Raw genomic sequence first — 26,115 nt, forward strand, 5'->3', positions numbered from 1 at the left:
TTCTCTAACAGTCGTAGTCATATCGTCCGGAACCCTTACGGTGGAAGGGAGCTACCCGCCGAGGTACGCGTCGCGGATGTACTCGTCCCCGCGGAGCGTGTCGGGCGTCCCCTCCCGCTCGAACCGGCCGTTTTCGAGGAGGTAGACCCGGTCGGCGTGGTCCATCGCGAACGTGACGTTCTGCTCGCACAGCACGACGGTCACGCCGGCGTCTCGTATCTCCTCGATGCCGTCACTGATGTCCTCCAGAATGACGGGCGCGAGACCGAGCGTCGGCTCGTCCAGCAACAGGAGGTCGGGGTCGCTCATCAGCGCGCGACCGATGGCGAGCATCTGCTGTTCGCCGCCGCTCATCGTCCGGGCGTTCTGCTCGGCGCGCTCTTCGAGCGTCGGGAACAGGTCGTAGACGAACTCCCGGCGCTCCTCGACGTCGTCGCGGTGGCGGTACGCCCCGAGGTCGAGGTTGTCGGCCACGCTCATGTAGCCGAACAGGTCGCGCGTCTCCGTGCAGTGAATCAGTCCCTCGGCGACGAGGTCGCTCGCGCTCGTCTCCGCGACCTCTCGTCCCCGGTACGTGACACTCCCCTCGTAGGGGCGATGCCCGGAGACGGCGTCGGCGAGCGTGGACTTCCCCGCGCCGTTCGGGCCGATGACGGCGACGATTTCGCCGCCCTCGACGCGGAAGTCGAGACCGCGAAGCGCAGCCACCTGCCCGTACGAGACGCGCAGGTCCTCGGCGCGGAGGACCGCCTCGTCTCGCCCCGACGCCGCATCCCGCCCGGATGCCTCGTTTCGTCTCGACGCCGTGTCCCGTCCCGACGCCGCGTCCGAGGCGGACGCGGCGTCGTCGCCGTCCGCGTCACCGGTCTCCGCGTCGGAATCCGCGCTCACACCGTCTCACCCCCCAAGTAGGCCTCTTGGACCTGCTCGTCGGCTTTCAGCTCCTCGGGGCGGCCCTCGGCTATCTTCGACCCGAACTGGATGACGACTCCGCGGTCGATGAGCGAGAGGAGCCCTCGCATGTTGTGGTCCACGACGACCAGCGTGATGCCGTCGTCCCGGAGCGACTCCAGCAGTTCTGATATCTCCGCGACCTCCTGGTTGGAGAGGCCGGCGAACGGTTCGTCCACGAGCAGCAGGTCCGGACCGGTCGCGAGCGCCCGACCGAGTTCGAGTCGAAGCAGGCCCGCGTGGGGCAGTTCGTCCGGGAACTGGTCGAGGCGGTCGCCCAGTCCGACCCGCTCGCAGATTTCGGTCGCGCGTCGCCGCGTCTCGCCTCGGAGCCCCGAGAGCGACGCGATTTTGTCGGGGATGAGCGCGAGCGCGACGTTCCGGACGATAGAGCGGTCCTCCAGCGGTCGGAACGACTGGAACGTCCGGGCCATCCCTCGCTCGACCATCTCGTAGGCCGGTTCGCCGGTCACGTCCTCGCCCCGGTACCACACCGTTCCCTCCGTCGGCGGGTAGGTCCCCGTCACGCAGTTGAACGTCGTGGACTTCCCGGCACCGTTCGGGCCGATGAACCCGAGTATCTCGCCCTCCGCGACCGCGAACGAGAGGTCGTCCACCGCGGTCAGTCCGCCGAACTGCTTTTTCAGGCCGTCCAGCACCAGGATACCGTCGTCGGGCCCGTACGATTCCGCCGTCATCGTCGCGTCGTCGGTGGAACGTTCAGTGCTCATCGTCGGTCTCCTCGGTTCGAGTCTCGTCCGCGCGCCGCGGACCGTTCGTCGTCGGTTGCCGGTCGTCCGACCGCCGCCTCGGGTCGGTCAGGTGCTCGAACGCCTCCCGGTACGCGCCGAGCGTCCCTTCGAGCGGTTCGGTTCCCCCGTCCGGAGCGACGCGGTCGCCGCGCCGCCCGCTCCGGTGTAACGCTCGTTGCCCGTTCCGAATCACCCACCGGACGATTCCGCCGGGGAGGAAGAACAGGAGCGCGAGCGTGATTAGCGAGAACAGAAACAGGTCGAGGTCCGAGACCGGTGCGTTCAGCACCGGCACCGTCCACTTGACGCCGCTGATGTAGTCGCGGAGCATGTAGTAGAACAGGCCGCCGACCGCCGGCCCGACGATAGTTCCCATGCCACCGAGCACGCTCGCGATTATCACCTCGATGCTGACGGTGAGCACGAGCAACTGACTCGGTTGCGGGCTTCCGACGGAGGGCGTGTGGACGAACATCGCGCCCCCGAGGCCGCCGACCGCGGCGCTCAACACGAACGCGAATATCTTGAACTTGGCCGGATTGAGACCCGCCGCGGCGACCGCCTCCTCGTCCTCGCGGATGGCGGTGAACACCGCCCCGGCGTCCGAGCGCGTCACCGCGAGCAGGAGCAGGAGGACGAACACGAACAGCCCGAACGCCAGATAGTAGTTGGCGGTGATCACCGTCTCGAAGCGTTCGAACGTGAGCAGCGCTTCGGGGCTCGACAGCCCGAGTTCTCCGCCGAACGTGTCGCTGAACACGACGAATATCTGTAGCAGGATGAGCGGTGCGACGAGGGTGACCAGCGAGAGATACGGCCCCTCCAGCCGCAGCGCGGGCACCCCGACGACGACGCCGGCGACGGCCGCCAACACCGTCCCGACGACCACCGCGAGCGCCGGATCGACGCCCAGTCGGAGGTTGAGCAGGGCCGACGAGTAGCCCCCGACGGTGAAGAACAACCCGTGGCCGAAGCTTATCTGGCCCGTGTACCCCGAAACGGCGTCCCAGCTCATGGCGAACACCGCGAAGTACAGCGCGCCGGTGAGCTTCAGGACCATCAACCGATCGACGCCGAGCGGGAGGAGGCCCAGCATCACTACGCCGAGGATGCCGAGCTGGTGGCGGAGCGCGAGCGAGGTCGGGTCGAGCAGGTCGCGGTAGGTGTCCGTCTCGGTGGTGACGTCTTCGGACATTGGTCAGGCCTCCGCGAGTTCGCGGCCGAACAGTCCCTCGGGCTTCACTAACAGGACGACGACCAGAACGACCAGCGACGCCAGACCGCTCAGACTGGAGTCCACGTACGAGACTACGAACACTTCGAGGAAGCCGATGAGGTACGCGCCGAGGACGCTCCCCCGGATGGAGCCGATACCGCCGAGCACGACGATGGAGAACGAGAGGACGAGCGGTCCGCGGCCCATCGTGTAGCTCGCCGTCCGGTACGACCCGAGGAAGACCCCGGCGATACCCGCGAGCGCGCCCGCGAGCAACCACGTGTACAGGTACATGCGGTCGCTCTCGATGCCGACCAGCGCCGCTCCCTTCGTGCTCATGCTCGTCGCGAGGATGGCCTTCCCGGTCTGGGTGTAGTTCACCGCGAGGAGTAGCCCGCCGATGAGGAGCCACGAGAGCACGAACGTCAGCGCCTGATTCGTCTGGACGGTGAGTCCGGCGACCGTCAACTGTCCCGGAAGAAGCGAGGGAATCGCCTTCGGCTGGGTGCCGACGGTGACGACGAAGTACTGCTCGATGGCGATAGAAGCTACCAGCGTCAGTATCATCACCATTATCGGCTCGTCCTGCACCCAGCGAATCATGCCGAGGTAGAGCACCGCGCTGAACAGGCCGGCGACGACGAGCGCCGCGAGCGTCCCGAGCCAGATGCCGAGTCCCATCGCGCTGGTGGCGTAGTACGCAGTGAACGCCCCGATGGTCAGAGTCGCACCGTGTGCGAGGTTCAGGACGCCGCCGACGCCGAAGATGAGCGTGAAGCCGATGGCGACGAGGGCGTACAACGCACTGATCATGACGGCGTTGACTGCCGTAGTGAGAATATCTACCATGGTTGGGGGAGCGGGTCAGTTGACCCACGGCGGCGACTGGTACTGCTCGGTCGCGAGATTCTCCGGCCAGATGACCTCTTGGTTGCCCGACTCGCCGCTCTTCCGCCACTGGAGCCAGACCGGCCACGCGTGCTTCTTGCCGTACTTCACGTCGTGGGGGTACCGGTGGTCCTTGCCGTAGTACTCGAGGGCCTCGGCCGTCGTTCCCGTGTACGACATGTTCTCCAGTTCGGGGACGACCTGGTCGGACTCCGTACTCCCGGCCTGCTTCACCGCCTTCGCGTACATCTTGACGGCGTCGAAGGTGATGTAGCCGGTGTAGACCGGATACTTGCCGTAGGCCTTCTGATAGGCGTTCGCGTACGGCACAGTCTTCTTGGTTATCTCGCTGTTCGGCGTCGCGGAGTTCTGAGTCACGGCGTACCGGCACGCGCCGTTGACCGACCCGTAGTACGAGGGGAGTTGCATCGGCACGTGGATGCCGCCGAAGCCGAACGGCCGCTGCTGTTTGGCCCACTGGACCACCGCCGACGTTCCCGTGTGTGCCATGACGACGTAGGCCGCATCGACGCCCGCGTTCGCCACCTCGTCGTAGATGGGCGAGAAGTTCTCCGTCCCGCTGGCGTAGCGCTTGTTGACCGGCACGTCGATGCCCGCCTCGCCCAGCGCACCGTTGAGCGCCTCTGAGATGGGTTCGGTCCACGTGTAGTCCTCGGCGAGGACGGCGACCGAGTCCCACCCCATCGACTCGAAGTTAGCCGTCGCGAAGTCCACCATGTTCTGGCCGAGGTAGTGGGAGTTGACCGGTCCGGTCCGGAAGTAGTACTTGAACCGCTCGTAGTCCTGCGCGACCTTCCGGGACGTTTCGGGGCTCGCCGCTCCGGTGTTCAGGTGGAGCGTCCGCTGTTGAGCGATGCTCGACATCAGGTTCAGCATCACCTCGCTGGTGAACACGCCCGTCGTCAGATCGACCTGCTGGCCGACGGTCAGTTCCTGATACTTGCGCTGGCCCGTCGCCGGGTCCTCCTTCGTATCCTTCACCGAGACTTCGACGTTCGCGCCGAGAACGCCGCCGCCGTCGTTGAGTTGCTTCGCCGCGAGTTTCGCCGAGTTCGCTATCGACGCGCCGATCGGGTTGTTCCCCGGTTCGGGCGCGAGGACGCCGATCTTTATCGGTCCCTGAAGCTGCTGAGATGCCTCGCCCGACTTCGTACTCCCCGTACACCCGGCGAGCGAGGTCGCTGCGACGCCGGTTCCGGCGACCTGCAGGAATCGTCGCCTGTCGAAGACCGAATCGACCTCGCTTATTTTATCATTGTTTTGCTCGCAAGCGAGTTTCCTTCCATTTCCGCCCCCATCTGAGTTTGCGTTACCATCGTTAAGCATCGTTCCGGGTGACAACTTCCATAACGACCGATATAAATGTGTGGGATGATATCACGGTCCATTCACCGGTCTCCGCGCTTCGACGGCGACGACACCCATCGAAGCGGCGTTCGCTCGCGTCTCCAGCGACGCGATTCGCCGGTCGCTCGGTGCGCGTGACACGTACAGCTTTTTCACACATCGGGCACAACCCCGATTCGATGGTCGAGGCGTTCGCAGTCGCGAGTGGCAAGGGCGGGACCGGCAAGACCACGACCACGGTGGCGCTCGGGATGGCGCTGGCCGACGAGTACGACGTCACCGTCGTGGACGCCGACACCGGGATGGCCAACCTGCTGTTTCACACCGGCCTGACCGACGCCGACACGACGCTCCACGACCTGCTGGTCGCCGACCGCGACCCGGACGTGACCGTCGCCGACGCGGTGTACGACCGGTTCGGCATGTCGGTCGTCCCCTGCGGCACCAGCCTCGCGGCGTTCGAGGACGCCGACCCCGACCGACTCCGCGAGGTGGTCGCCGAACTCGCCGCCGACACCGACGTCCTCCTGCTGGACTCGCCCGCCGCGCTCGGCTCGAAGAGCGCGGTCCTGCCCGTCGTGCTGGCCGACCGCGTGGTCGTCGTCCTCCAGCCGACGATTCCCGCGCTCAGCGACGGCCTGAAAGTACAGGAGTACGCCCACTCGTACGGCACCGGCACCGCGGGCGTCGTCTTCAACAAGGTCCACGACCCCGAGGCGGCCGCCGGAGTCGCCGAGAAGACCGAGCGCTACTTCGACGGCCCGACGCTGGCGAACGTGCCCGACGCCGACGCCGCGCGCGCGGCCCGACGCGCCGGCGAACCGCTGCTGGCTCACGCGCCCGACAGCGAGGCGGCCCGCGCCTACCGCGAGGCCGCCCGAAAGCTGGACGTGCGGTCGGGCGAGTCGGACGCCGTGGCCGACCGCTTCCGGAGCGCCGTCATCCCGGACTCACCATGACCTCGGACAGTTCCCTCGATTCGGACCGGTCCGGCCGACTCGACCTCCCGGACCTCCCCGACGGTACGCTCGTCCGCTCGCGGGTCGAGTCGGACCCGACCGCGCCGCTCTCCGCGGCGCTCGACCGCCGACTGACGGGCTACGCCGTCCTCGAACCGCAGGACGCGCTCCTGCTGGACGCGGAGGGCGCGGGCGTGGTCGCCTTCGAGGACGGGGTGCCCCGCTTCGCGTACCACACCGGCACGGACCGAGGCGGTCCCGCGGCGCTGGCCGACCTCGCGGTCCCCGGCCCCTACGACGTGGCGCTCCGGGAGTCCGAGGCGATTCTCGCGGACCTCGCGGCGCTCGACCGGTCGGACCTCCGCGTCTCGCCGGGACAGGTCGCCGACCGACTCGCGGGCGACCCCGACCTCGCCGAGCGGACGCGGGAGGTGGCTCCGCCGACGCGGGACGACGACGGGGACGCTGGCGACGGCGCGGACGACGACTCGGCCGGCGCGAGCGGTGCGTCGCCGAGCGCCGTCGAGGCGTTTCTGGACGACGAGGCGAAGATCGACGCGATTCGGGAGCAGGCCCGCGAGGAAGCCAGAGAACGGGCCGAGGAGTGGGGCTTGGACGGGGAGTTAGAGTAGGAGCGGACGACTCGCCGACCCACTCGCCGACGGTCTCCGCCGACCGACCCCGCCAGAACCGCTTTCAGCGACGGACCCGTAGGACCGACGTTATGACCAATCAGCTCTCTCGGATGCAGGGCCAGACCTCGAACGGACAGATGGGGGCGATCGGCTACGTCATCGCGGCGGGGGTCGCGCTGATTCTGCTGCCGGTCCTGCCGTTCGTCGCCCTGCTATGGCTCGCCGTGAAGTTCGGCGGTAGCGACGGTCGAAGGGGAGCGTACGGCGGCTGAACCGAGCGGGCCGGGTCGCTCGGTTCGGTTTCGCGGTTCGGCGACCGTCGTCATGCAGGAAAGTTATTTGGACAGCCGACGGAAGCAACCGGTATGGACTCTCCCGAACTCGTCGAGACGCTGGAACGATACGGGCTGTCGCCGTATCAGGCGGCCGCCTACGTCACCGTGGTCGAGCGAGGGACGATGGCCGCCCAAGAGGTCGCCGACGCCAGTTCGGTCCCGCAACCTCGCGTCTACGACATCCTCCGCGACTTGGAGTCGGAGGGGTTCGTCACGACGTTCGAGCAGGACAAGCTCTACGTGCAGGCGGTAGACCCCGAGGACGCCCTCGACCGCGTCCGGGAGCGCGCCGCGGAACTCGAAGCCGCCGCCGAGGAGATCACCGACCGGTGGCAACAGCCGGCGGTCAAGGAACACACGGTCAGTCTGGTCCAGCGCGGTCGGACCGTCTTCGAGAAAGCCCGCGACGAACTCGACCGGGCGGCCGACCACGCCCAACTCGTCTGCAAGACCGACCACCTCGATTCGCTCCGGCCCGTGCTCGTGGCCGCCCACGAGCGCGACGTGTTCGTGGACCTCACGCTCTACGACGTGGCCGACGACGAGTCGCTCGCGGCGTACGACTTCTCGGAGCTCTGCACCCACACTCAGGTCCTCCGACGGCCGCTCCGGTCGGACCCCTTCGGCGCGCTCATCGACCGCAAGCGAGCCTGTTACTCGTGGTACCCCGCGACCGACGACGAGTACGGCATCTACATCGACGACAGCGCCCACGAGAACATGGTCTGGAGCTACATGATGAACCTCCGGCACGCGGCCGAGGAACACTACATCGCCACGCCCTACGAACCGCCGCTCCGGTTCGGCGCGCTCCGGGACTGCCTGCACGTCGTGGAACCGCTCGTCCGCGAGGACCGGACGCTCACCGCCGACGTCGAAGGGACGTGGGTCGACAGCGGCCGACGGTGCGAGGTCTCGGGGACGATTCTCTCCATCGACTACGCGGGGTTCGACGAGGGCGAACCGGCGACGCCCCTCAACATGTTTGCCGACGCCCGTCTCACCGTCGACACCGGCGAGGAGACCCACTCCGTCGGCGGGTTCGACGCCATCATCGAGGACGTGGAGGCGACGCGGGTCGTGATTACGGACATCGAGTGAGTGCGCTCGCTCGTCAGTTCATCTCCTCTTCTATCGGGGACGGCGACCAGCGCGGTGGGGCTGAAACAAACTGCTCGCAAAAGCAGAACGCTATCTAGTCCGAAGAACTAGCGTCAGCGCCTGCTCCGTGTCGTCGGTCGTCACGCGCACGTCGAAGGCGACCGCCAGCACGTGCGTCCCGCCCGCGCGCTCCTGCACGACGACGCCGCCGTCGGATTCGCACGCGCCGAACTGTCGGTTCGGTCCGCCCGGACAGTTCGCGTCGCGCCACGCCGCGGCCGCGGTCCGGTTGTACGCGACCTGATACACGGTTCCCGACTCGACGCGCGAGGACCGGAGCGCGTCGAGTCGCGGCCGGAGGTGGTCGCGCACTGCGGCCGCGGCCGCAGCGCGCTCGTCCCACGCGAACTCGCCGGTCGCCTCGCTCGTGGCGTCGTGGACCGCCCGCGAGAGGAGTCGCTCGGCGTTCCGGTCGGGCGCGTCGAACTCCGTGCTGGCGGTCACGTCGGCGTGGTAGCCCAGTTGCAGGTAGGCGACGACGACCGGCGCGAGCGCGACAGTGATTGGAGATTTATTTTTCAGCGTATTGGTCTGCGCAGGGCGCAGATTGTCTAATACGGACCTCTACTTTGCCGTCGATCGAAAGGGCTGTGAGCCACCCGGCGTACTTGAAATGCTTATTACTATCGGCAGGGATAGTGAATTTCACTGCGGGAACTCGCTGTCCCCCTTCACTTAGCTGGATGTTATGCGAGGCACCGAACTTGATTGTCGCCTTCTGGCCTTCTTCTGTTGATGCAGAGAACTCTTGATTGAATTCACAGAACCCTTCGCCGCCGCCTCCAACAGCCGATTCGCCTGTTGTTACTTTCTTGTCGGAGCATTCTTTTTGTTGATCGATACTGACGCGACCGCGTCCACGCATCGAGAATGACGAAATCTTTCCAGCGTACCTATAGCCGATAGGGTTCTTACCAGAGACAGAACTGACGCGCTGGCCATTCGGTTTCTCAACTCCACTTGTCGTAGCGAGCTCGAACTGAAGTTGCTCACTATGCGACCTGATATTTATTCCATTGTCGAATCGACAGAATTCGTCGCTGCCGCCCACTTCTACTTCTTCGGCTTCGCTTTCAGACTCTACGCTTCTACTTGTTGTGGACTGTGCACCATTGCCGCTATCCTGCTCGATTTGCCGGTGTACGACTGGAGCGTCTGCGTCACAGTCGGCTGGAACGATTTCGTCTCCATTCATCCGGACTTCCAGCGGCGCGTTCGCACGAACCTCTTGTATCGTCCCGTTGTATGCCCACGTATCGATGCCGCCTTGCGCGACGTAGCCTCTCCCGCCTTCGCCAGAGTCTATGATTTCATCTTCGTCGTCTGGACTGGGGTCTACGATTTCACCGTCGATTGCGAACTGGTACTTGATCGAATCGCTATTATCCTCACAAACGTGCTGGAATTCGAGCGTCTGCGCGTCTGCGCTAACAGTTGATACACTGGTCAGTGTTGCTCCTGCGCCAAGGACGGACAATAATTTGCGTCGATTCATATTTGGATTCTCCCCCCAATCTGGCTTCCACCGCTCCTCCCCCTCGGAGGTATCGAACATCAAGGCTGATGTGAACCATAATAATCAAACCTTGGTTTTCCAACCGTTTGTGGGGGGTGGCTGCTTCACTTAGGAATTTAAATTATAGATGGAATAACATGATGTTTGGTTATAAGATCTGCGAACTGTATTCATCATAGTCATCGAAATTAATTATCGTTCGGTGAGTTAAACAGGACAATTTATTCCCATCTATTTCAGGCAACGTTGCTTACACCGACCCACTGGAACTTCCCATTACGTCCAGCCATGACGACGTTATAATCCTCAACAGTGAGCCGATAGAGATCTTGAGTAGCTTCTTCTCTACCTAGATGTACTGCGGACTGAAAGCCGTCGTTTACTTCTCGGACGTAAATCTGCCAGATACCCTTTCGGACGGTGTATCGAGGTTTGATTCCGAGTTCGAGACAGAGCTGAAGAATATCATTCGCCAAGCGCTCACTTGCTGTATAGTAGGTCTGGCGGTCGTTTCCGTCGCCTGCGATGAGTACTTCTAAGAGTAATCGCTGTTGCTTCTGAGAAAGATTCCAGACGAATGCTGGAAGATGCTTATTATGACTCCCTGCCCCACAGTGATTTTCGAGCAACCTACCGAACACTTTCGATCCCATCTCGAATCGGCGGTCATTAGAGTGGAAATCCAACTGCATCCGCTCAAATAATGACGCAATCGACTGACGATGCCTCTCGTTTTCTTGTGCGATCTTGACTTGTGCTGTATCGCTACTACTTGACCAGTACACGCTACCTTCGGTGATGAACCAGCCGAGGAACTGAATGAAGTCATCACCGTCGAATCGATACGGCCGACGATGGTGATTCGGTCCGGATCGAATCGTGATCTCGTCTGCGAGGGCTTCAATGACCGACTGATGCTCTTTGAACGTCTGAGCGTCGAAGTGGTAGCCAGTATGCCCGTTGTTCCGAATCGGCTCACATCCGTCCGGGAGCGCTGCCCGGAACGTATGCCCGTGGCCATCGTAGGAGACACAGATTTCGTACTCGTCGAGGAAGTCGGTGATGTCGACTGTTTCAAGACGCTTTCTTGGGAGTGACTGCCAGCTATTGATGAATTTGTAGTAGCTTTTCTGCTTGAGGTTCCCAGCTCGCTTGAATCGTATTCTGGAATCCGACTTCGTTCGATATGGTATTCGGTGATCGGGAGCGACCTGAATGTCTACCCGTCGTGCTTCAATAGTGATGAGTTGACCGTCGAACGGCACTGTCCGAACTGCCGTGACAGGTTTCGGTTTGATGATTCGAGAAATCGGATCGAGGGCATAGACCTTCTGGCCTGTCGAAAGGTCGGTGACGGTGGTCAACCCCGTCGTCGTAAGAATCTCTGCCTCAGCGGTAAAGCCACCACCAGCTAATTTACAGGCCCTCTTTTTCTTAGTCGAAGACTCGGGCGTTCGCTGGGTATTACGCTTCGTCAGTTGCCGTTCGACATCTTCAGTCATACGGGTCACGACTTTCCCGTCGATAAAATCTCGAAGTCGCAAGTCGAATTACTTCAGGTCAGATCTGGCTCGATACTCAGGGATTAACGAGTGAGGGTGAGCTACGTCCCGATTAGTCTACGAGTTCCATCTCCTCGGGAAGTCCCGTCACCTTCACCGGGAAGTGCCCTTCGTCCTCGATACAGACGAGCGCGTGACTATACCCCCGCTCAGGTGTCCCCGGCTTGGCTTCACGCAGGAAGGTTGCCTCGCGCTCGTTCAGCCCGAGCTTCTGGCGGTGGTCCCCAGAGAGTCCCGGAAGCCGCTGGAGAATCTTGATTGAGGATTCCTTGGCCAGTACCTCGGCTTTCTCGTGAGCGAAGAAATCGCTCAACTCCTGCGTGATGAGATGGACGCTCAGGTCGTGGTGGCGCGAGTGGCGATACGCTCGCACAAGCCAGTCGAGCGACCCCTCGTTTTCGAGGAGGTAGTGCGCTTCGTCGATAGCCAGAATCACTCGCTTCGAGGACTGCTTTGCGCGTTCGTAGACTGCATCGAAGAGCAACTGCATCATTAGCGCAATTTCGTGGTCTGCTTCGCCCTGCTGGAGGTCGAGATAGGTGACCTTCTCGTCACGAAGATCGATATCGGACTGCCCGCCGAGGTTTGCGTACTCGCCCTGCCCGGTGAAGGGTCGAAGGCCGATTCGGAGGTCGGCCGCCGCGTCTTCCCATTTCTCGCGCTCTCTCGGCGTGGGGTCGGCCGTCGCTTCGTCCGTGAGGAACGGCGTCGCCTCCTCGGTCATCTCGCCCAATATATCGAACACCTCACCGACCGTCGTATCCTCATTTCCGTGTGTCGCCGGGTCGCGGGTGATGCCGCGGCGCTCGTAGGCGACTTGGAGTGCTCGACTGAGAACTGCGCGGCTGGTCGTCTCTAATCCGCTGCCACTCGAATCGAGATGTGCGAAGTACGTCTCGAAAAAGCCCATCGCGCTCGAAAACCGCTGGCTGAATGGGTCGAGGTCGTCCGTCGCTTCGAGGACTGCCGCTGGTGTCGGCTCGATAGCGAGCGGATTCAGCCGTCGCGTCCCACCGACGACGATTCGGTCGGCAGAAAGGGTCTCGGCGAGCCCGCGAAATCCGTCGAGTGGATCCAGTAGGATAAGAATCGTATCCGGGTCGTTTGCGATTTCGCGGAGGTTCAAGAGCTTCGCTGTCACGGACTTTCCCGACCCGATTTTCGCGGCTGCAAGGATGTTGTATCCGTTCGGCCGCTTGAAGCGGTCGACGATGACTGGTGCGTCCGTGGTTGCGTGGAACCCGTAGAGGACGCCCGTCTCCTCGATGACGGTCGTCGTCGAGAACGGGAAGGAGGCACCGAGTGCGCCGCCGAGCATCGGCGTCTTCGCGTCCGGAATTGACGTCCCGATTTCGTCCTTGGCAAGCGGGCTCGCGCTCACCAGTCCCGCGGCTTGCTCGTAATCCACGGTCCGAGTCGTGAGTTGGCGTTTCGCTAGCTCAGTCTGGATTCGCTGGCAGACACGCTCAACCGTCTTCTTGGTGTCGCCCCGAATCGTGATGTAGACGGTGACGTCGAAGACCGACTGTGACCCATCGGTGAGCTGGCCGAGGACCTCACGATGGTCACGGAGTCGCCGGTCGGTCACGTCGATGGACGGGTCACCGTTCTTTTCCTTGCCGAGGCGGACCGTTTCGAGGTCGCGAATCGCGTTCTCGAACTCGGTGATTCCCTCCTCGGTCGCCCGGGGCCGAGCGTGCATTGACAGGTCCACGTCCGCGCTCGGATGGGCCGTGATGGTCTCTAAGAGGCCGGGGTCGGCGGACTCCGGCCAGTCGAGGACGAACAGCGTCGTCGCCCATCGCTCGCCCGAGCGGATTGCGTCTGGCTCGAACTTGACGCTCGACGGTGCGACGAGTCGGGCGTGATGAGCGGTCTCTGCTAGTGCGGACTGCGTTGGCTCGCGTTCGACGGCGGTACCACGAAACGACTGGATGAACGTCTGTAGGAGTGACATTGGTGGTTAGCGAGTACGGTGGTTCTCCGAAGCCTGCGACCCAGAGGTAACGAGGCGCGTTCGGAGGCGGTCGTGGTCGGGCTCGGGGTCGTACTGCGTCCGGCGACCAGTCCACGACTCCTCGACCCAATCTGCGAGTGTCGCGGCCGATACGGGTTCGGCCGTACAGGAATCAAGCCCACGAATAGCGTCCTCGACGGCTTGACGACGTTCGGTGAGGAGGTCGTGTTGTGCGCGTTCGAGTTCGCTCTCGGAGAGACGCGTACTCTCAGCACCGAGGACTGCGAGGAGTCCGCCGATGTAGGGCACGGTTTTGAGTCGTGCGAGTGCTCCGCGCTCGGCGAGTTGGACTTCGTGGACCGAGACTGGAACGAGAATCTGGTACTCGCGGACGCTGGTTCCCCGCCGTCGGAATTCACTCGGGAGTCGTCGGCGATAGACCTCGATGATGCTCCGAAGCTGGTCGTTCGCTCGCACGTCCGCATCGTCTAACCGCTGGTCGTAGCCTGCGACGAGGTCTGCCGTATCGACTTGGCGTGCAGTTGAGCGAATCTGGATGTCGAAGCCGAGCGAGTTCAGCGCACGGCCGAGGGCATCGGCTGCGATGTGCCACTCTTCGTCGGTCGCCAGCGCCATGTTTGCGGGTTCGACTACGACGCCGCCGACGAGCGTTCCATCCTCGCGCCTGACGCCGCCAGCGTCCGCGTCGAATTTCGAGATTTGCATTAAGGTCTCCGTTCGCTCCTCGGGGTTCCGGTTCGTGAGTGTCCGGAGCTTCGGCTGGCGTTTAAACTGGAGAATCTGCGTGAACCAGTTCTGTGGCGTGCGATGGGGTGGCGTCACGACGACGAGAGTCAGCGTTACGGCGAGGATGATAACTGCGCCAAACGCACCGCCGAGAATCGGAAGAATGCCACCCGATGCAACTCCACTCAGTAAGCAGATGAGCGCGAGCGCGACTGTGGGGATGAATAGCTTCAGGTCGGCGAGCGTGTAGTCCGTGTCGATGCCTGCGATTTCGTCGTCTGCACCAAACTTATCGAGAATTCGTCGTCGGGGGTCTGTCTGTGTCATTGTTCAAGGTCGTTGTCAGTCTGCTGTTCGGTCGGTGAGTCGTTACCACTCGCGCGTCGCTGGCGGTCTCTCGTGGATACAGTAGGGCTTGGAAGCAGGGAAATCGGGAGGCGGAGTCGCCATCCCCAACGCCGCTCAACCGTCCGCCGGAGGACGTACAGGCCGCCGACGAGTGGGACGAGTATGAACCCTGCCTGCGTGAGCGGTCGTGGAAGTGGCAGTAGACCGGGTCGGCCGACGAGCATCACGGTGAGTTCGAGGAGACCAAAGGCGAGTGCTGTCCGCGAAGCGAAGACCCACGGCGTTGGACGGACGGGAAAGCCACCCGCGTCGCGGTCCTCGTAGAGCGCCCGTCGAAGAGCGTACGCAACGCCGACTGACCCACAGAGCCACAAGACGGCGGCACCGACTGGCGATCCATCGCGGAATCCGAGAGACAGGAAGACCCAGTCGAGAGTCCCGAGGAGGGCGAGAATGACGAAGCCAGCGAGGAGGTGCCAGCGTGGTCTGTTCGTCCCGTCGTACGATGGGAGGTCTCGACCGCCGCCGCGTCGCCGCTCGCGTTGCACGCCCCGGAGATAGTCACGCTCGCGCTCGGTAACGTGGCCGAAGTAGCCGGTTGCGAGTCCGCCGACGATGAGCCACGGGTTGGCGACGAGGATTGTGCCTACTCCTTGGAGTAGTCTCAGTACGCTCGTTGACCAGCGGAAGCCCGTCTGTACGGAGACGAAGAGCGTACCGACTAACGTGGCGAGCAGTGTCGTGACTACGAGGAATAGGAGGGCTACGCTGAAGACGATGGTCAGTCGCCGGACGAAGAGTACTCGTCCAGCGTAGCTGAAGAGCCGAACTTTCTCGACGAGTGTTCGGAAAAGGGCTCTCGCGTAGAGCGTCGAAAGACCGGGTTCGGCATTCCGTCGTTGCTCGACGTTCCTGATTTTCTGTTCGACTTTCTCGACGGGTTGCCACTCGAAGCAGTCCCAGCAAATAGTAACATGATCGCTTACATCATGAGTGTCACTCAGGCTAGCGGTGTCCCGTACAGAGTGGAGCAAATACATCGTGTGGCCGACATTTCCTTCCGGTAACACAATCGAACCACAGATCTGGCAGTTGTAGTTATCTTGCTCAGCAACTTGCGAGATCAATCGACTTCCGCCATCAACTGGCCGAGAATCTTTCTCCCTCATCGCCTTCCTCGGGTTCCTTCGACGGTATGAACGCTATCTCTATGTCGCTCAGCATATCGAGCGGCTCGGTAACTGTCCTCCGAAGCAATTTTACGTGCGTCGAAGGCCTTGGATTCCTCAGCAGTGTACAGGACGACCGCTTTATCAGAGCGTCTTTCACTAATTCTGTTGAATCCACCTTCGTCAAGCAACCATCCCGAATCTGAGGGTCCCTGACTGACCGATTTGAACTCTCCTTGCCTATCGAAGTACCCAGCATCGTATCGTCGCTGGTCTAACTCGTCCCGAGAGCGAACCTGCTGGAATGACACGCCGTCGGGAATCGTCTTCTCGTACGCGCTCGTCGTCCGTCTTCCAGCAGTAGATCCTGAACTCGTAGATGCACCAGTCGCTTGGCTGTTCCCAGACGTCTGTGCCTGCTCAGGTGTCCGAGCAAGCCCGCTCTTCGACTGCGTTCCGCCTTCCAGCGCGCCAGCAGTCTGCGTTCCGCCAAGAGACCCGCCAAAGCCGCCACTATTCGTCCGAGTGAACGGTGACCCGTCGAGCGGGTCAACCCGACTACCTGCACCAGCGTTCGGAGCGACCGACGAACGTGACCCACTGCCGAAAGACGGTGACGGAATCCGGTCTCGGAGTCGCTGCGCCCCGCGACTAATCTGTGCGCCTGATGCAGCGCCGAGCGCACCTGCTGTGAGCATCGCGAACGGTCGGAGTCGTCTGCTCCCGACAAACAGGAAGACCGGTGAGAGCGCCGCACAGAACCACATCACTAACACGAGGAGAATGTAGGCGAACGAATCGACGCCCGCGAAATCCGAGAGGCCGCTGTCGAGCGAGGAGTGAATCGCGTTTATCACTGGATAGCCGACGCCGAGGATGACGGCCGCGGGAAACGGCACGAACGCGGCCGGGACGAACAGTTCTCGGAGTCGCTGACCGATGCTCGCGACTGGTTGGAAAATCCAGACTGCTGGGAGCGAGAGTGCGATAAGCACAGGCATCGCAGGAATCAAGACGTAGACGGCGAGCCACGACAGTCCGAAGATGAGCGCGACGAAGACGAATAGGACGCCGGTTGAGAGCCACAGCAGGATGGCCCCGAGTCCGGCTGCGACCGCGCCCGAGAGGATGCGCTCGAAACTCGTTGCGATTTGTGCACCAGCAGGTGCGAACCAGTCGGCTAGCCCCGACGAGAGGTAGAGCAGGAATGCACACCAAATCCACGACCCGAGGATGCCAAAGAGCGCGAGCCACCCCTTAAGTTCGAGAACTTTCGCCTGCCGCGCGGTGACGACGTGGCCCGGAAGGAGTGCCCCAGCACGGAAGAACAACATGAACAGCGCCCAGATGCCAAGTCCCGCGGGAAGACCGAGCGTGAACCAGAGGTCGTAGACGGTGTCCATCGGCGCGTTCGTCGGACGGTCGATGAACTCCGGTGTTCCATCGCGGACTGGAACGGGTCGGCTCACGAGGAACTCGACGGCCCACTCGGCGATGTCACGCGAGAATTCGAGGAACCCTCGCGCGAGGTCGTTCACTGCGGCGAGAACGCCGTTACAGATATTTCTGCTAAACGGCCCGAGACCGCTACATGTACCGTCGAAGGCCGCGGGTTCTGCGGTGGCGAACGGGTTTCGAGATTCCGTCGTCTCCTCGGGGGAGTTCGTATCTGTTACTGGATTCGTCGTTGGAGTTGGAGTCGTGGGACTCCTGGTTTGGGTCGACTCGTCGCTGTTTGTCGGGCTTCCGTTGAACGGTTCAATTCGCGGACCCGGTGGCAGGCCGAGGACAGGGGTCGCAACGCTGGTAAGGACGAAGACAACCACGACGACAGTGGGAAGTGAACGCATCGCCGTTCAGAAGAACGGGATGATGTTCACGCACTCGGCGAGGCCGACGCCCGTCGACTGGATAAGCAACTGGATGACGACGGCGAACAGCGGCGTTGTCACCGCACTGAATGTAGCGCGATTCCGCCAGTTCTTCACGGATTCGACAGATTGGGGATCTTTCGGAAAGGCCGCAGCGTTGTGTAGGATGTAGGCGAGAATCGCTGAGGCGATCATGAGCAAGCCGACGAACAGCGGTGCGGCGAAATTGATTGTATCTGCCAGCGGCGTCCCGCAGAGATCGCTTCCGACGACCTGTTGTGCGCTGGCAGTGTTCGAGACGAGTGCTAAACCGGCGACGCTACCGAGTGCGTACGCCGCAACTGGTTTCGAGAAGCGACGAGGGCTCTCTGGCATCGAGGACAGAACGTCTGGAAGTCGAACGCGATTCGTCAGTATCGGAATGGGGGTGGGAAGTCGCATGGAACGATGACCCACCGCAGGCTCTGTGAGGCGCGTATGGACAGGCTATCGTCAATTTCCTCCGAACCTGCGGGGGTAAGTTAGCAGACGATGCCCTATATAATAAACCTGTATTATGAACGTGGGGAAAATCAGCCAGAATGAACAGAGTAACGCGCTAATACCTCTGCTTCGCTGTCTTTTTCTAAGTGAGTTTGCTGAATACTTCGAAGGATTTTGGTCAGACAGTCGGTCGTGACTCTATCGAAACTCCTCGCGGAGTTCTCGTGAGCGTGTCCGAATCGTCATCGTGGTCACGTCTGCCGCTTCGGCGACGCTCCGCTGTGTGAGGAACCGGTCTTCGCGTTCCGATGCGAGATACAGACACGCTCCCGCGAGTCCGACGGGCTTACGACCCACGTGGAGATTCGCGTTGACCGCTTGTTTTGCGAACTTCATCGCTTGATATCGAATTGCAGTCGGAGCGTCGCACATCGACGCGAGTCGCGGGACGAACTCGGTCGGAAGCGGTGGCTTCGCTTGCAAGCCGAGTTCAGCGTTCAGGAACTGATATTGACGCCGAAGTGTTTGCTCTTCACAGCCAGCGACTTCTGCGACTTCCGAGAGGACTCGCGTACAGTCTCCACACCGGCACGCGGCATAGACGCTCGCGGCCGCGACGGCATCAATCGACCGACCTTGAAGACCGTCCCGATGAGCACTCCGGAAGTAAGTGCAGGCTCGCTCTCGGACTGAGTACGGCAAGTCGAGAGCGCTCGTGAGACGACCGATTTCCGTGAAGGCAACCATGAGATTCCGTTCTGATTTCGACCGATAACGGGCACTACCGTGGTGACGCCGTAACCGTGAGAACTTCCGTCGCTTCGCGGACGAGAGTTCGTTTCCGCGTCCGTCTCGCCACGACCCGATTTCACTCGAGAGGCCCCGGTCGTGACGCGTCGCCGAGAGTGGACTGCCGGTCTGTTCGGTGGTCTCCTCGTCGGGATAGCTGGCTTGGGTCGCGCTGTGGTCGATTCGGTACTCGTCGGCGATGAGACCGCACTCCTCGCACGTCGTCTCGCCGCCGACCGTTCGGAGTACGCCGTCGCACTCGGGACACGTTTCTCGATTAATCGTCTTTCCGTCGTCCTCGTCGAAGCTTCGCTCGTAGATACGTTGAACACTCATTTGTTGGCTCCACGAGGCACTATTCGGGGTGCCCCGCACCTCTCAGGGGCACAAAACCGACGGAAGACGCTCGTCGCTATTACAGCCTACAGCGAGCCGATATGAGAATCAAATAGAGAAGGTTTCGATCACAGAAAAGTGAAGATTCTCAGTAGCCATCCGGGAAGTCTTTTCGCCCGCTTCGGTAGCACTCCCAACAGGGGAAGTCACTCCGAAGGTCCGCACAATCGCACTCCTCTGCTTGCTCTTGGTCGTCGCTGTCTCCGTCTTCTCTCGGGGTGTTCTCCTCGTGCTTCGATGCGGAGGAGATGCCACCGTCCGCGACGAGTTGCTGGCGGCGGACGGCGTTGAGAATCGGTCGCCGAATCGCGACGGCGATTCGATGCTTACACGCGCCGTCGTATTTCGCGTCTGCCGGGCAGGTACATGTAGTCGGCACACCCTCAATGACTTCAACGAGATATTCGTGATCTTCAGGATTGGCGTAGCTATTGTTCCGGACCTGAACGCCGTCCGCTGAGAGCGCGAATTCAAGCGCCTCATACTGCGCTCGCTTGACTGTTCGATTCGTTACGTCTAGTTCTCCGAATGGATTTGTCGACATTGGTTCTACGAGGGGATTCGATGTCTTTGAGGCCCCTCGCCCATCAGGGGTCGATATAATTGGGAGTGCGAACTCGTGGCTAAGTAGGTCTTGGAGGAATTTTAGGGGAGTTTGGCTCTGTTGAAATCCTATTGGTTAGACATCTTTCTCGCCGAAACAGCCGTTAGGTAGGACTGCGTGTCGAGCAAGTCGAAGCTTAAATCTACAGAAAGAGTTTATGCCGTTTTGTCTATGGAAATGTATGGTCGTTGAATTGCGCAACAAGATTCTGGTTGCCGGCGGTGCAGTTGCCGTTGCAGTCGGTGCGTATCTTCCTTGGCTGAGGATAAATCCAAACCTGCCTCCTGACGCCGAGGTCCCGACAATCAACTACACCGGTATGGGTGCCGGATTTGAGGGGTTCGACTTCGTACTACTCGGTGCAGTCGGGCTTGTCCTTCTACTCCATAGTAGCAGCTTCTGGACCCCGATACGTATTGTGACGGGAGTTGGAGTGGCGGTGTTTCCGGTGTACTATCTTTCCTACTCTACGTTGTTTAGATTCTCCGCCACGTTCGTGCCCGCACTTGGTTGGTACCTCACCGTTCTTGGTGGCACTCTGCTCTCTCACGGCGGAGGACGCCAACTACCATCCCTGATTCACCGGCTGAAGGCGACAGCAACTCTGAGAGAGTAGTCGGCTGTGTTGTTCAACCTGTTCTCTCTATTGAACGGTCAGAGTGTCTTGTCGATGTTGGAGTGAGACAGCCGACAGCGAGTTCACGGAACTACTTTCATTAGTGTCGTAAACGGACGAATGCACCATATTTCCGGTTCAGGCGAGAGTTCAACGTCTCGCTCTGACTGCGTTGCCCGGAGGGATTGGTGTCCAGCCGAGCGTTCCACGCCTTGTGGAGTGACGAAAATTCACGGTGCTTGATAAGCGGACGAGCACCCTCCTCGCGGGCTAACGTGCGAATCTTCTGGTCGTCGTAATGTGGATATCGAGGATAGCATTCGCTCTCGTGTCCATGAGGAGTGTCACTTTCAACTATTGAATCGTCAGCTTCGGTCGTTTTGTGTAGTGTTTTGAGGCGTAACTACGGTCAAAGACGGAGGCATCAATCCCGACAAACTGTTAGTCGGGAGGAGTGTGACCGAGAGGTTGAGAAGGACGCGCCAAACTAGCATATCGAGTCGGTTGAACGCCTTACACAATGTCGAGGGAGAGGTGGCATTCATCATGATTGCCGTTCTGCAGTATCGACACTCGTAGGCTACGGTGGTCGAATTTTGCTGTCCAAGAAGTAACTGCCCCTAAGGCCGTCTCTTAATAGTCATGTCTTTGGTTAAGGGTTCGGTCGCGCTGGGTAGGGTTCCACGCTTTCGAAATATAAAAATCATGTCACTATACAACATTTCCGTTATGACGTAAAATATATGTATTGTGGGGATACAATACCTACCTGCGTTATTCGGTCGACACGGCGATGCTCGAGGCTCTGGGCAAGTCTGGCACCTTGCACGTTACTTTCCAACCTCGGACGAAATTTTTGGTTCCATGTCGGCCACTTTTTATAATGGATGCTACGAGTTTGTCAAATCTGTGAGTCGGCAACTGAGTAATTTCTCTCCCAGTATCTACAGTATGTGGAGAGCGGAGTCTCTTACAAAAAGATGGATGGTGAAATAAATACATAAAATTTTCCCTAAATATAATTTTACGTTATCGCTGGCTTCTAAACGTGCTTCTTAATGCCAGACAAAGCATTCCATCGACGGCTCATTTTGACACCTGTATTAGTCAGTAGCCATAAAAGATATTACGCTGTTCTGTTTTGAGCGAACTATGCCAAAGTGCCAGAATTGTGGTGGGTTCGTCACAAAAAGATACGTGAGAGTCTTCACACCCTCTGATGTTGAAAAACCTCGAGTTTGCCCATCATGTGAAGACCTCGTCCGAGAAGGAGCAGACGTGAGAGAAGCACGATCACCGCGCCAATAGAACAATACTTGGGGGGTGACAAGTCAACACATTCATCACCAAAAAAGAGGGAATGTCAACGACGGTGAAGGAACACCCCTGCTATTAGTAGTGTTCCTATTGCAGTCATAAGGTCGAATCCTGGGACTCCCTTTTCAGAATTCGTCGATGTGGCGGTGTCAGTCGCTGTCTTATTTGGAGTGATGAGCGAAGAACTCGTTGTCTTAATAGACGTTGTCGTTTCCGTAGCAGTCGTTGTGGACGATATATCTGGGGTGGTAGTCGGCGTCTGGGCTGACGTTGTGGAGGTAGTGTTCTTTGAAGTGGTTCGTGTCGTGGTTGACTGAGTAGTTACTGTCGTTTTGGTAGTGTCGGCAGTAGTAGTACTAGTTTCTTCAGCTCCGCTATTTGAACTACTAGTAGACGTGGTTGTCTTTTTGTCTGTGACCGTTAGAGCCACGCCGTTGCTAATTCCGAGTATTTCTTTCTTTCCTTCTTTGAACGCAGTGTCACTTCCTTGAACGTATGCATACAGTCGGTGGTCACCCGTCGGAATATCCTCAAGTGAGACTGATGCTTGATACGAATCGGAGCCACTTTCTGCAGCTTGGACCTTCTTTGTCTTCCCATCGGTCGTGAAGACGACATAGACTGCGTTCGGTGATTCAACATCTGTACTCTTTGTCGCTGAGATGTCAACTGTGACCGTAGACCCAGACGTGGCTGTCTTTGGTGCGTCGACGCTAATGTCATAGCCACTTACGACGACCGGGAAAATGTCTTTGTACTCGCCATTTTTGTACAATAGGAGCATGTACGACCCTGGCTTGTATCCCGTGAAATCGAAGGTAACTTGGCCGTCTCCCGTGCCATCTCTATCAGTGGTGATCTGGCGTTTCCGATTACGGAGTTGAACGGTGTAGTCTGTCGCTTCGGGAGCCGAGACTGAAACCGTAAGTGTGCTCCCAGGAGCTGTTTTTGCAATGCTTGACACTGTATGTTGGGTGCCATCAACGGTCACCTGACTAGTGGGTGTGTCGACGCTATTAGAAACGGTAAGGCTATATGATTCGGTGAGTGCGGTCGGGGCCCCGACACTGAGGCAGAGACCGATAATGAGTATTCCGAGGACGAGGCGGCGTTTCATAGCGTGTCCATTCCTTCTGAGGAACTGTAAATAAATATTCTTCTCTGAGTACAGGAGCTCGGAGAGCAGATGAAACTACAATGGAAGTTCTCTAATATTGTATTTGAGAGTTTGTCGTAATTCTCCAACAGAGAAAGCCTTATACTTGTTCGTTATGAGACATCCAATGAGACTGTAGATGTTCAAAAAACCAATCAAAGGATTGAGTCAATTTATAACTGTCTCACTGGTTGTAATGCTCGTCCTTGCACCGCTCTCAGCACCGGTCGGTGCGACATCCGACTGGACGGTGCCCGACGACGAAACAATAGAAGCCGGAAATGTATCCGTATGGGAACAATCAATTCTCCCACTCCGAACGGATACATCAAACGCAGACACAAAGATTGACAACGCCGCATGGTACGTCGAGAAACCAAGCTCGGACTTCGGATCAGACAGTACCTCCCTCAACAAAGAAACCGTTGGTGTCTTCGACGACGAAACCTCGATTAAGGTTCGGTTCAACGCAGACTACACCTCAAAACCGAGCCAACTTGCAGGCGAAGACATGACGATCGTAGCTGCGCGAGTTAGTCCGGATACGACGACCACGTACCCAAGCATCGACTCATACACGGATATCTTGGACATCCTAAACGCAACGTCCGAAGACGATGTCCGAGATAACGCCACGACCGAGAAACTGAACCGGAACGTCACGTTCCTCAGCAAAAACCCACTCACAATCGATAGCCACGGCGATGGACTGTTTGCCTTCGACCCGCCGCGAGCCGGTGAATACGTATTCTTCGTTGCAGACGGCACGATGGCTAACTCCGGGCTTGACGTGAACAACGGCAACCTCACCATAACTGGTAAGCCGACGATTGTCGGTGTTGAACGAGCGATGGTTCACAACAAGCCATCGAGTGCGTCCCTCGAAACCCCATCGCCCGCACGCGGAGATGACCTGACGTTCGGTGTTGACAAAATCTCTTCAATGAACGGCGACGATGTTCAGCAAGCTGTTCTCGTCTACGACGAAGAGACTGGATTCGAAGACCAGCGGTTCACCCTAAACGTAACCGGCAACCCATCGAACATCACTGAACTCTCCGAAAACACGACACTCAAACACTCGATTAGCGAGGTCAACGGTGTCGCCCGCGTTGAAGAGGGCACCACGTTCTTAGATAAGGACGTGTCCGGCCAGTACAAAGGTTCACCTGGAGTCACCTCCATCATTAACTTCGTCACGGAGAATACGGATCGAACTATCCCGGACAACGAAACCATCGACGGCGTAGGCGACCCCACGCTTGACGGGTCCGTAACCGCCGTCTCCGGAAAAGACACGACGATTACCGTCCAGACATTGACGAACTGGTCGTCAGACACCTACCGCTGGGTTCACGTCGCGGTCAACGAAGATGGTGACATCCGGACTAACACGGACACCTTCACGCTCGAGAAATCCGTCTACAGTGTCTCGAACGTCCAGTTCACGCCCGACAAAATCAAGGCTGGCAAGTCCATTAGCATCACTGCAGACGTCACGAACATCGGGAACGAGAAAGTCACTCGTGACGTTTGGGCGTCCTACCGGAAGACCGGCACATCTGATTGGACCGAACTCAACCGGACACAGGTCACGCTGGCAGGTAAAGCATCGAAGACGGTCACCCTGACTGGCGCAATCCCGAAGAAGGGCACCTACGAGATCAAGGTCAACGGTAACATTGCATCTGACACTGTCACCGTCAAAGCCAAAGGCGGCAATGGCGGCGGTGGCGGCGGTGGCGGTGGCGGTGGCGGTGGACTTGAACCGCCGCAGTCCGTCGAGACGATTCAAAAATCCGATGGTAGTGTCGTCGCTGATATTCGAGGCGGTCAGGCTGGCGAGAGCATTCGAGTGAACATCCCGAGCCAGCAGGCGACGAAGGTGAGCGGCATCACCTTCGACAACCTTGAGGTTAAGCTGAAGAACAGCAACGCACACTTCAAATTCAATATTAATTCCTTCTCGAGTCGGCCCGCCTCGGTGCCGTCGGATCCGTCCAACGTCGCAGTGAAGGGCTACCTGCAGGTCGAGAAGAGTCTCATCTCGAACTCCGAGATCGAGCAAGCAACAATCAGCTTCAGTCTGTCGTCGAGCCAACTCAGCGAATACAGTACGCCGAATAACGTTGTACTGTACCGCTACCACGACGGCTCGTGGCAAGAGCTTGAGACCACGTTCATTGGGCAGGAAGGCGGCCAGTACAACTTCGAGGCTGTGACGCCTGGCTTCTCGGTGTTCGCGATTGGCGAGAAGCAACCCTCGATTAGCGTCTCGAACGCTGAGCTCGGTCGTTCGGAAGTCACCGTTGGTGAGACGGTTGAGGTGACTGCCGAACTCACGAATGACGGTAATGGCGAAGGCACGTACACTGTAGAACTCACCGTTGGCGGTGACGTTGTGGCAACGAAAGACGTGACCGTCAAAGGCGGCGAGACGAAGACAGTGACGTTCAACTACGAGGCGAGTGAGACAGGTGAGTTCGAGGTGTCGGTCGATGATGCCTCGGCTGGCACGCTCACCGTCGTCGAAGATGACGACTCGGACTCCGACGACTCGGATTCGGACTCCGACGAAACGGAGACAACGACCGCTGGACCCGGTGACGACAAAGATTCAGACGGTGGCATCGGTGCCATCGGCATCTCGATCGCCGTTCTCGTCATCCTCGGTCTCATCGGTGGTGGACTCTACTACTTCCGCGACGACGTTGAGATGTACCTCAACGATTACGTCGGCAAGTAGGCAGTCCGCTTCGACACACTACTTTCATTTTTTGACGCGCTCCCTCATGCTTAGTCGTGGACTATCTGAATTGAGGCGCTAAGGACCTTCCTCAACGAGCGACCGAAGGGAGTGAGTCGGGAGGGGATACAGCGCCGCACAGTCGAGGATTTGGACGCGAAGGGTCTGATCGAACTGCCGGGCAACTCGCGGAATCGAGCAGGCGCGGCGTGGGGAACGTTCCTGCGGATGCTCGAATACAAGTGTGAACGCGAAGGGACGCACTTCGTCGCGGTAACTCCGCGCGGAACGACCAAAGAGTGTGCATCCTGCGGCGTCTCAACAGACAAGCCGTTGTGGGTGCGCGAACACTCGTATCCGGCGTGTGGGTTCGAGGCGGATAGAGATGCAAACGCGGCGTGGAATATTCGTTCACGCGCTATCAACAAGCGGTTAGGAGCGGGATGCTCCGAATCAACGCCTGTGGAGACTGCACTCCTTACGGATACGTCGGTATCTGCAAAGCGCGTCGTGGAAACAGGAAGCCCCACCTTCAAGGAGCGAGTCGCGTCAGCGGCGAGCGAGTAGGGTGGG

23 protein-coding genes and 2 pseudogenes are annotated in these 26,115 nt (G+C 59.7%); 8 read left to right on the top strand and 17 right to left on the bottom strand.

Annotated elements, in window-relative coordinates:
• Positions 1-51 precede the first annotated feature (51 nt).
• The 5 genes from M0R88_RS10255 to M0R88_RS10275 all read right to left on the bottom strand — a co-directional run bounded on the left by M0R88_RS10255 (position 52) and on the right by M0R88_RS10275 (position 5,154).
• On the bottom strand, positions 52-729 hold the full coding sequence (locus tag M0R88_RS10255) for an ABC transporter ATP-binding protein (protein WP_248656695.1): 678 nt from the start codon (positions 727-729) through the stop codon (positions 52-54).
• A 158-nt stretch (positions 730-887) separates the two neighbouring features.
• Positions 888-1,682 (bottom strand): ABC transporter ATP-binding protein, encoded by a 795-nt coding sequence (locus tag M0R88_RS10260; protein WP_248653417.1) that lies wholly within the window; start codon positions 1,680-1,682, stop codon positions 888-890.
• Complete coding sequence (locus M0R88_RS10265) at positions 1,672-2,898, bottom strand: branched-chain amino acid ABC transporter permease (protein ID WP_248653418.1); 1,227 nt, start codon at positions 2,896-2,898, stop codon at positions 1,672-1,674. The genes M0R88_RS10260 and M0R88_RS10265 overlap by 11 nt, the downstream gene beginning before the upstream one ends.
• Before the next feature lie 3 nt (positions 2,899-2,901).
• Entirely contained in the window at positions 2,902-3,732 is an 831-nt protein-coding gene (locus M0R88_RS10270; RefSeq protein ID WP_248653419.1) for a branched-chain amino acid ABC transporter permease, read from the bottom strand.
• A 51-nt stretch (positions 3,733-3,783) separates the two neighbouring features.
• Complete coding sequence (locus tag M0R88_RS10275; RefSeq protein ID WP_248653420.1) at positions 3,784-5,154, bottom strand: ABC transporter substrate-binding protein; 1,371 nt, start codon at positions 5,152-5,154, stop codon at positions 3,784-3,786.
• A gap of 200 nt (positions 5,155-5,354) precedes the next feature.
• Between M0R88_RS10275 and M0R88_RS10280 the strand changes: the two genes are divergently transcribed.
• The 4 genes from M0R88_RS10280 to M0R88_RS10295 all read left to right on the top strand — a co-directional run bounded on the left by M0R88_RS10280 (position 5,355) and on the right by M0R88_RS10295 (position 8,205).
• The gene (locus M0R88_RS10280; RefSeq protein WP_248653421.1) at positions 5,355-6,134 is read left to right on the top strand and encodes a nucleotide-binding protein; all 780 of its coding nucleotides are present in this window, start codon (positions 5,355-5,357) and stop codon (positions 6,132-6,134) included.
• The gene (locus M0R88_RS10285; protein WP_248653422.1) at positions 6,131-6,766 is read left to right on the top strand and encodes a DUF8054 family protein; all 636 of its coding nucleotides are present in this window, start codon (positions 6,131-6,133) and stop codon (positions 6,764-6,766) included. The genes M0R88_RS10280 and M0R88_RS10285 overlap by 4 nt, the downstream gene beginning before the upstream one ends.
• A 92-nt stretch (positions 6,767-6,858) precedes the next feature.
• Entirely contained in the window at positions 6,859-7,041 is a 183-nt protein-coding gene (locus M0R88_RS10290) for a DUF7535 family protein (protein WP_248653423.1), read from the top strand.
• A gap of 93 nt (positions 7,042-7,134) precedes the next feature.
• Positions 7,135-8,205, top strand: a complete 1,071-nt coding sequence (locus M0R88_RS10295) for a TrmB family transcriptional regulator (RefSeq protein WP_248653424.1) — start codon at positions 7,135-7,137, stop codon at positions 8,203-8,205.
• Positions 8,206-8,295: 90 nt separating this feature from the next.
• Here the strand turns inward: M0R88_RS10295 and M0R88_RS10300 are convergent, their stop codons facing one another.
• The 10 genes from M0R88_RS10300 to M0R88_RS10340 all read right to left on the bottom strand — a co-directional run bounded on the left by M0R88_RS10300 (position 8,296) and on the right by M0R88_RS10340 (position 19,647).
• Positions 8,296-8,811 carry a DUF7261 family protein gene (locus M0R88_RS10300; protein WP_438267208.1) on the bottom strand — a complete coding sequence of 172 codons (516 nt, stop codon included), beginning with the start codon at positions 8,809-8,811 and terminating at the stop codon, positions 8,296-8,298.
• A complete protein-coding gene (locus tag M0R88_RS10305; protein ID WP_248653426.1) occupies positions 8,777-9,820 on the bottom strand; it encodes a hypothetical protein in 1,044 nt (347 codons plus the stop codon). Before M0R88_RS10305 ends, M0R88_RS10300 begins: the two co-directional genes overlap by 35 nt.
• Before the next feature lie 197 nt (positions 9,821-10,017).
• Positions 10,018-11,283, bottom strand: coding sequence for a Hint domain-containing protein (locus M0R88_RS10310; protein ID WP_248653427.1), 1,266 nt, complete (start codon positions 11,281-11,283; stop codon positions 10,018-10,020).
• Positions 11,284-11,395: 112 nt separating this feature from the next.
• Positions 11,396-12,931, bottom strand: a complete 1,536-nt coding sequence (locus tag M0R88_RS10315; protein ID WP_248653428.1) for a VirB4 family type IV secretion system protein — start codon at positions 12,929-12,931, stop codon at positions 11,396-11,398.
• A gap of 375 nt (positions 12,932-13,306) precedes the next feature.
• Entirely contained in the window at positions 13,307-14,374 is a 1,068-nt protein-coding gene (locus M0R88_RS10320; protein ID WP_248653429.1) for a TraC-like domain-containing protein, read from the bottom strand.
• On the bottom strand, positions 14,371-15,435 hold the full coding sequence (locus M0R88_RS10325; protein WP_248653430.1) for a hypothetical protein: 1,065 nt from the start codon (positions 15,433-15,435) through the stop codon (positions 14,371-14,373). Before M0R88_RS10325 ends, M0R88_RS10320 begins: the two co-directional genes overlap by 4 nt.
• Before the next feature lie 125 nt (positions 15,436-15,560).
• The gene (locus M0R88_RS10330) at positions 15,561-17,414 is read right to left on the bottom strand and encodes a TrbL/VirB6 family protein (protein ID WP_248653431.1); all 1,854 of its coding nucleotides are present in this window, start codon (positions 17,412-17,414) and stop codon (positions 15,561-15,563) included.
• Positions 17,415-17,420: 6 nt separating this feature from the next.
• Entirely contained in the window at positions 17,421-17,810 is a 390-nt protein-coding gene (locus M0R88_RS10335; RefSeq protein ID WP_248653432.1) for a hypothetical protein, read from the bottom strand.
• A gap of 306 nt (positions 17,811-18,116) precedes the next feature.
• Complete coding sequence (locus M0R88_RS18740) at positions 18,117-19,043, bottom strand: transcription initiation factor IIB (RefSeq protein WP_368409341.1); 927 nt, start codon at positions 19,041-19,043, stop codon at positions 18,117-18,119.
• Positions 19,044-19,191: 148 nt separating this feature from the next.
• Entirely contained in the window at positions 19,192-19,647 is a 456-nt protein-coding gene (locus M0R88_RS10340; protein WP_248653433.1) for an SWIM zinc finger family protein, read from the bottom strand.
• 241 nt (positions 19,648-19,888) lie between these two features.
• Here M0R88_RS10340 and M0R88_RS10345 point away from each other — a divergent pair, with 241 nt between their 5' ends.
• Entirely contained in the window at positions 19,889-20,323 is a 435-nt protein-coding gene (locus M0R88_RS10345; RefSeq protein ID WP_248653434.1) for a hypothetical protein, read from the top strand.
• Between the two features lie 38 nt (positions 20,324-20,361).
• On the opposite strand, the pseudogene M0R88_RS10350 reads toward M0R88_RS10345, so the two are convergent.
• Positions 20,362-20,856 (bottom strand): annotated as a pseudogene (locus M0R88_RS10350) (transposase); the annotation flags it as partial.
• A gap of 619 nt (positions 20,857-21,475) precedes the next feature.
• Here M0R88_RS10350 and M0R88_RS18825 point away from each other — a divergent pair.
• On the top strand, positions 21,476-21,631 hold the full coding sequence (locus M0R88_RS18825; protein ID WP_438267185.1) for a DUF7563 family protein: 156 nt from the start codon (positions 21,476-21,478) through the stop codon (positions 21,629-21,631).
• Between the two features lie 55 nt (positions 21,632-21,686).
• On the opposite strand, the gene M0R88_RS10355 is transcribed toward M0R88_RS18825, so the two are convergent.
• On the bottom strand, positions 21,687-22,757 hold the full coding sequence (locus M0R88_RS10355) for a hypothetical protein (protein ID WP_248653435.1): 1,071 nt from the start codon (positions 22,755-22,757) through the stop codon (positions 21,687-21,689).
• 235 nt (positions 22,758-22,992) lie between these two features.
• On the opposite strand from M0R88_RS10355, the gene M0R88_RS10360 reads away from it, so the two are divergent.
• Both M0R88_RS10360 and M0R88_RS10365 read left to right on the top strand, forming a co-directional pair.
• Entirely contained in the window at positions 22,993-25,542 is a 2,550-nt protein-coding gene (locus tag M0R88_RS10360; RefSeq protein ID WP_248653436.1) for a PGF-pre-PGF domain-containing protein, read from the top strand.
• A 138-nt stretch (positions 25,543-25,680) separates the two neighbouring features.
• Positions 25,681-26,109, top strand: a pseudogene (locus M0R88_RS10365) (RNA-guided endonuclease InsQ/TnpB family protein); the annotation flags it as partial.
• Positions 26,110-26,115: the final 6 nt, after the last annotated feature.

It is taken from the genome of Halorussus gelatinilyticus (assembly GCF_023238445.1).
GTDB classification, from domain to species: Archaea; Halobacteriota; Halobacteria; order Halobacteriales; family Haladaptataceae; genus Halorussus; species Halorussus gelatinilyticus.

What these genes read in the sequence shown, in the direction of transcription:
- M0R88_RS10260 (WP_248653417.1), bottom strand. Translation starts at nt 1,682, where the DNA reads ATGAGCACTGAACGTTCCACCGACGACGCGACGATGACGGCGGAATCG.
- M0R88_RS10265 (WP_248653418.1), bottom strand. Translation starts at nt 2,898, where the DNA reads ATGTCCGAAGACGTCACCACCGAGACGGACACCTACCGCGACCTGCTC.
- M0R88_RS10270 (WP_248653419.1), bottom strand. Translation starts at nt 3,732, where the DNA reads ATGATCAGTGCGTTGTACGCCCTCGTCGCCATCGGCTTCACGCTCATC.
- M0R88_RS10275 (WP_248653420.1), bottom strand. Translation starts at nt 5,154, where the DNA reads ATGCTTAACGATGGTAACGCAAACTCAGATGGGGGCGGAAATGGAAGG.
- M0R88_RS10280 (WP_248653421.1), top strand. Translation starts at nt 5,355, where the DNA reads ATGGTCGAGGCGTTCGCAGTCGCGAGTGGCAAGGGCGGGACCGGCAAG.
- M0R88_RS10285 (WP_248653422.1), top strand. Translation starts at nt 6,131, where the DNA reads ATGACCTCGGACAGTTCCCTCGATTCGGACCGGTCCGGCCGACTCGAC.
- M0R88_RS10290 (WP_248653423.1), top strand. Translation starts at nt 6,859, where the DNA reads ATGACCAATCAGCTCTCTCGGATGCAGGGCCAGACCTCGAACGGACAG.
- M0R88_RS10295 (WP_248653424.1), top strand. Translation starts at nt 7,135, where the DNA reads ATGGACTCTCCCGAACTCGTCGAGACGCTGGAACGATACGGGCTGTCG.
- M0R88_RS10305 (WP_248653426.1), bottom strand. Translation starts at nt 9,820, where the DNA reads ATGTTCGATACCTCCGAGGGGGAGGAGCGGTGGAAGCCAGATTGGGGG.
- M0R88_RS10310 (WP_248653427.1), bottom strand. Translation starts at nt 11,283, where the DNA reads ATGACTGAAGATGTCGAACGGCAACTGACGAAGCGTAATACCCAGCGA.
- M0R88_RS10320 (WP_248653429.1), bottom strand. Translation starts at nt 14,374, where the DNA reads ATGACACAGACAGACCCCCGACGACGAATTCTCGATAAGTTTGGTGCA.
- M0R88_RS10325 (WP_248653430.1), bottom strand. Translation starts at nt 15,435, where the DNA reads ATGTATTTGCTCCACTCTGTACGGGACACCGCTAGCCTGAGTGACACT.
- M0R88_RS10330 (WP_248653431.1), bottom strand. Translation starts at nt 17,414, where the DNA reads ATGCGTTCACTTCCCACTGTCGTCGTGGTTGTCTTCGTCCTTACCAGC.
- M0R88_RS10335 (WP_248653432.1), bottom strand. Translation starts at nt 17,810, where the DNA reads ATGCCAGAGAGCCCTCGTCGCTTCTCGAAACCAGTTGCGGCGTACGCA.
- M0R88_RS18740 (WP_368409341.1), bottom strand. Translation starts at nt 19,043, where the DNA reads ATGAGTGTTCAACGTATCTACGAGCGAAGCTTCGACGAGGACGACGGA.
- M0R88_RS10340 (WP_248653433.1), bottom strand. Translation starts at nt 19,647, where the DNA reads ATGTCGACAAATCCATTCGGAGAACTAGACGTAACGAATCGAACAGTC.
- M0R88_RS10345 (WP_248653434.1), top strand. Translation starts at nt 19,889, where the DNA reads ATGGTCGTTGAATTGCGCAACAAGATTCTGGTTGCCGGCGGTGCAGTT.
- M0R88_RS18825 (WP_438267185.1), top strand. Translation starts at nt 21,476, where the DNA reads ATGCCAAAGTGCCAGAATTGTGGTGGGTTCGTCACAAAAAGATACGTG.
- M0R88_RS10355 (WP_248653435.1), bottom strand. Translation starts at nt 22,757, where the DNA reads ATGAAACGCCGCCTCGTCCTCGGAATACTCATTATCGGTCTCTGCCTC.
- M0R88_RS10360 (WP_248653436.1), top strand. Translation starts at nt 22,993, where the DNA reads ATGCTCGTCCTTGCACCGCTCTCAGCACCGGTCGGTGCGACATCCGAC.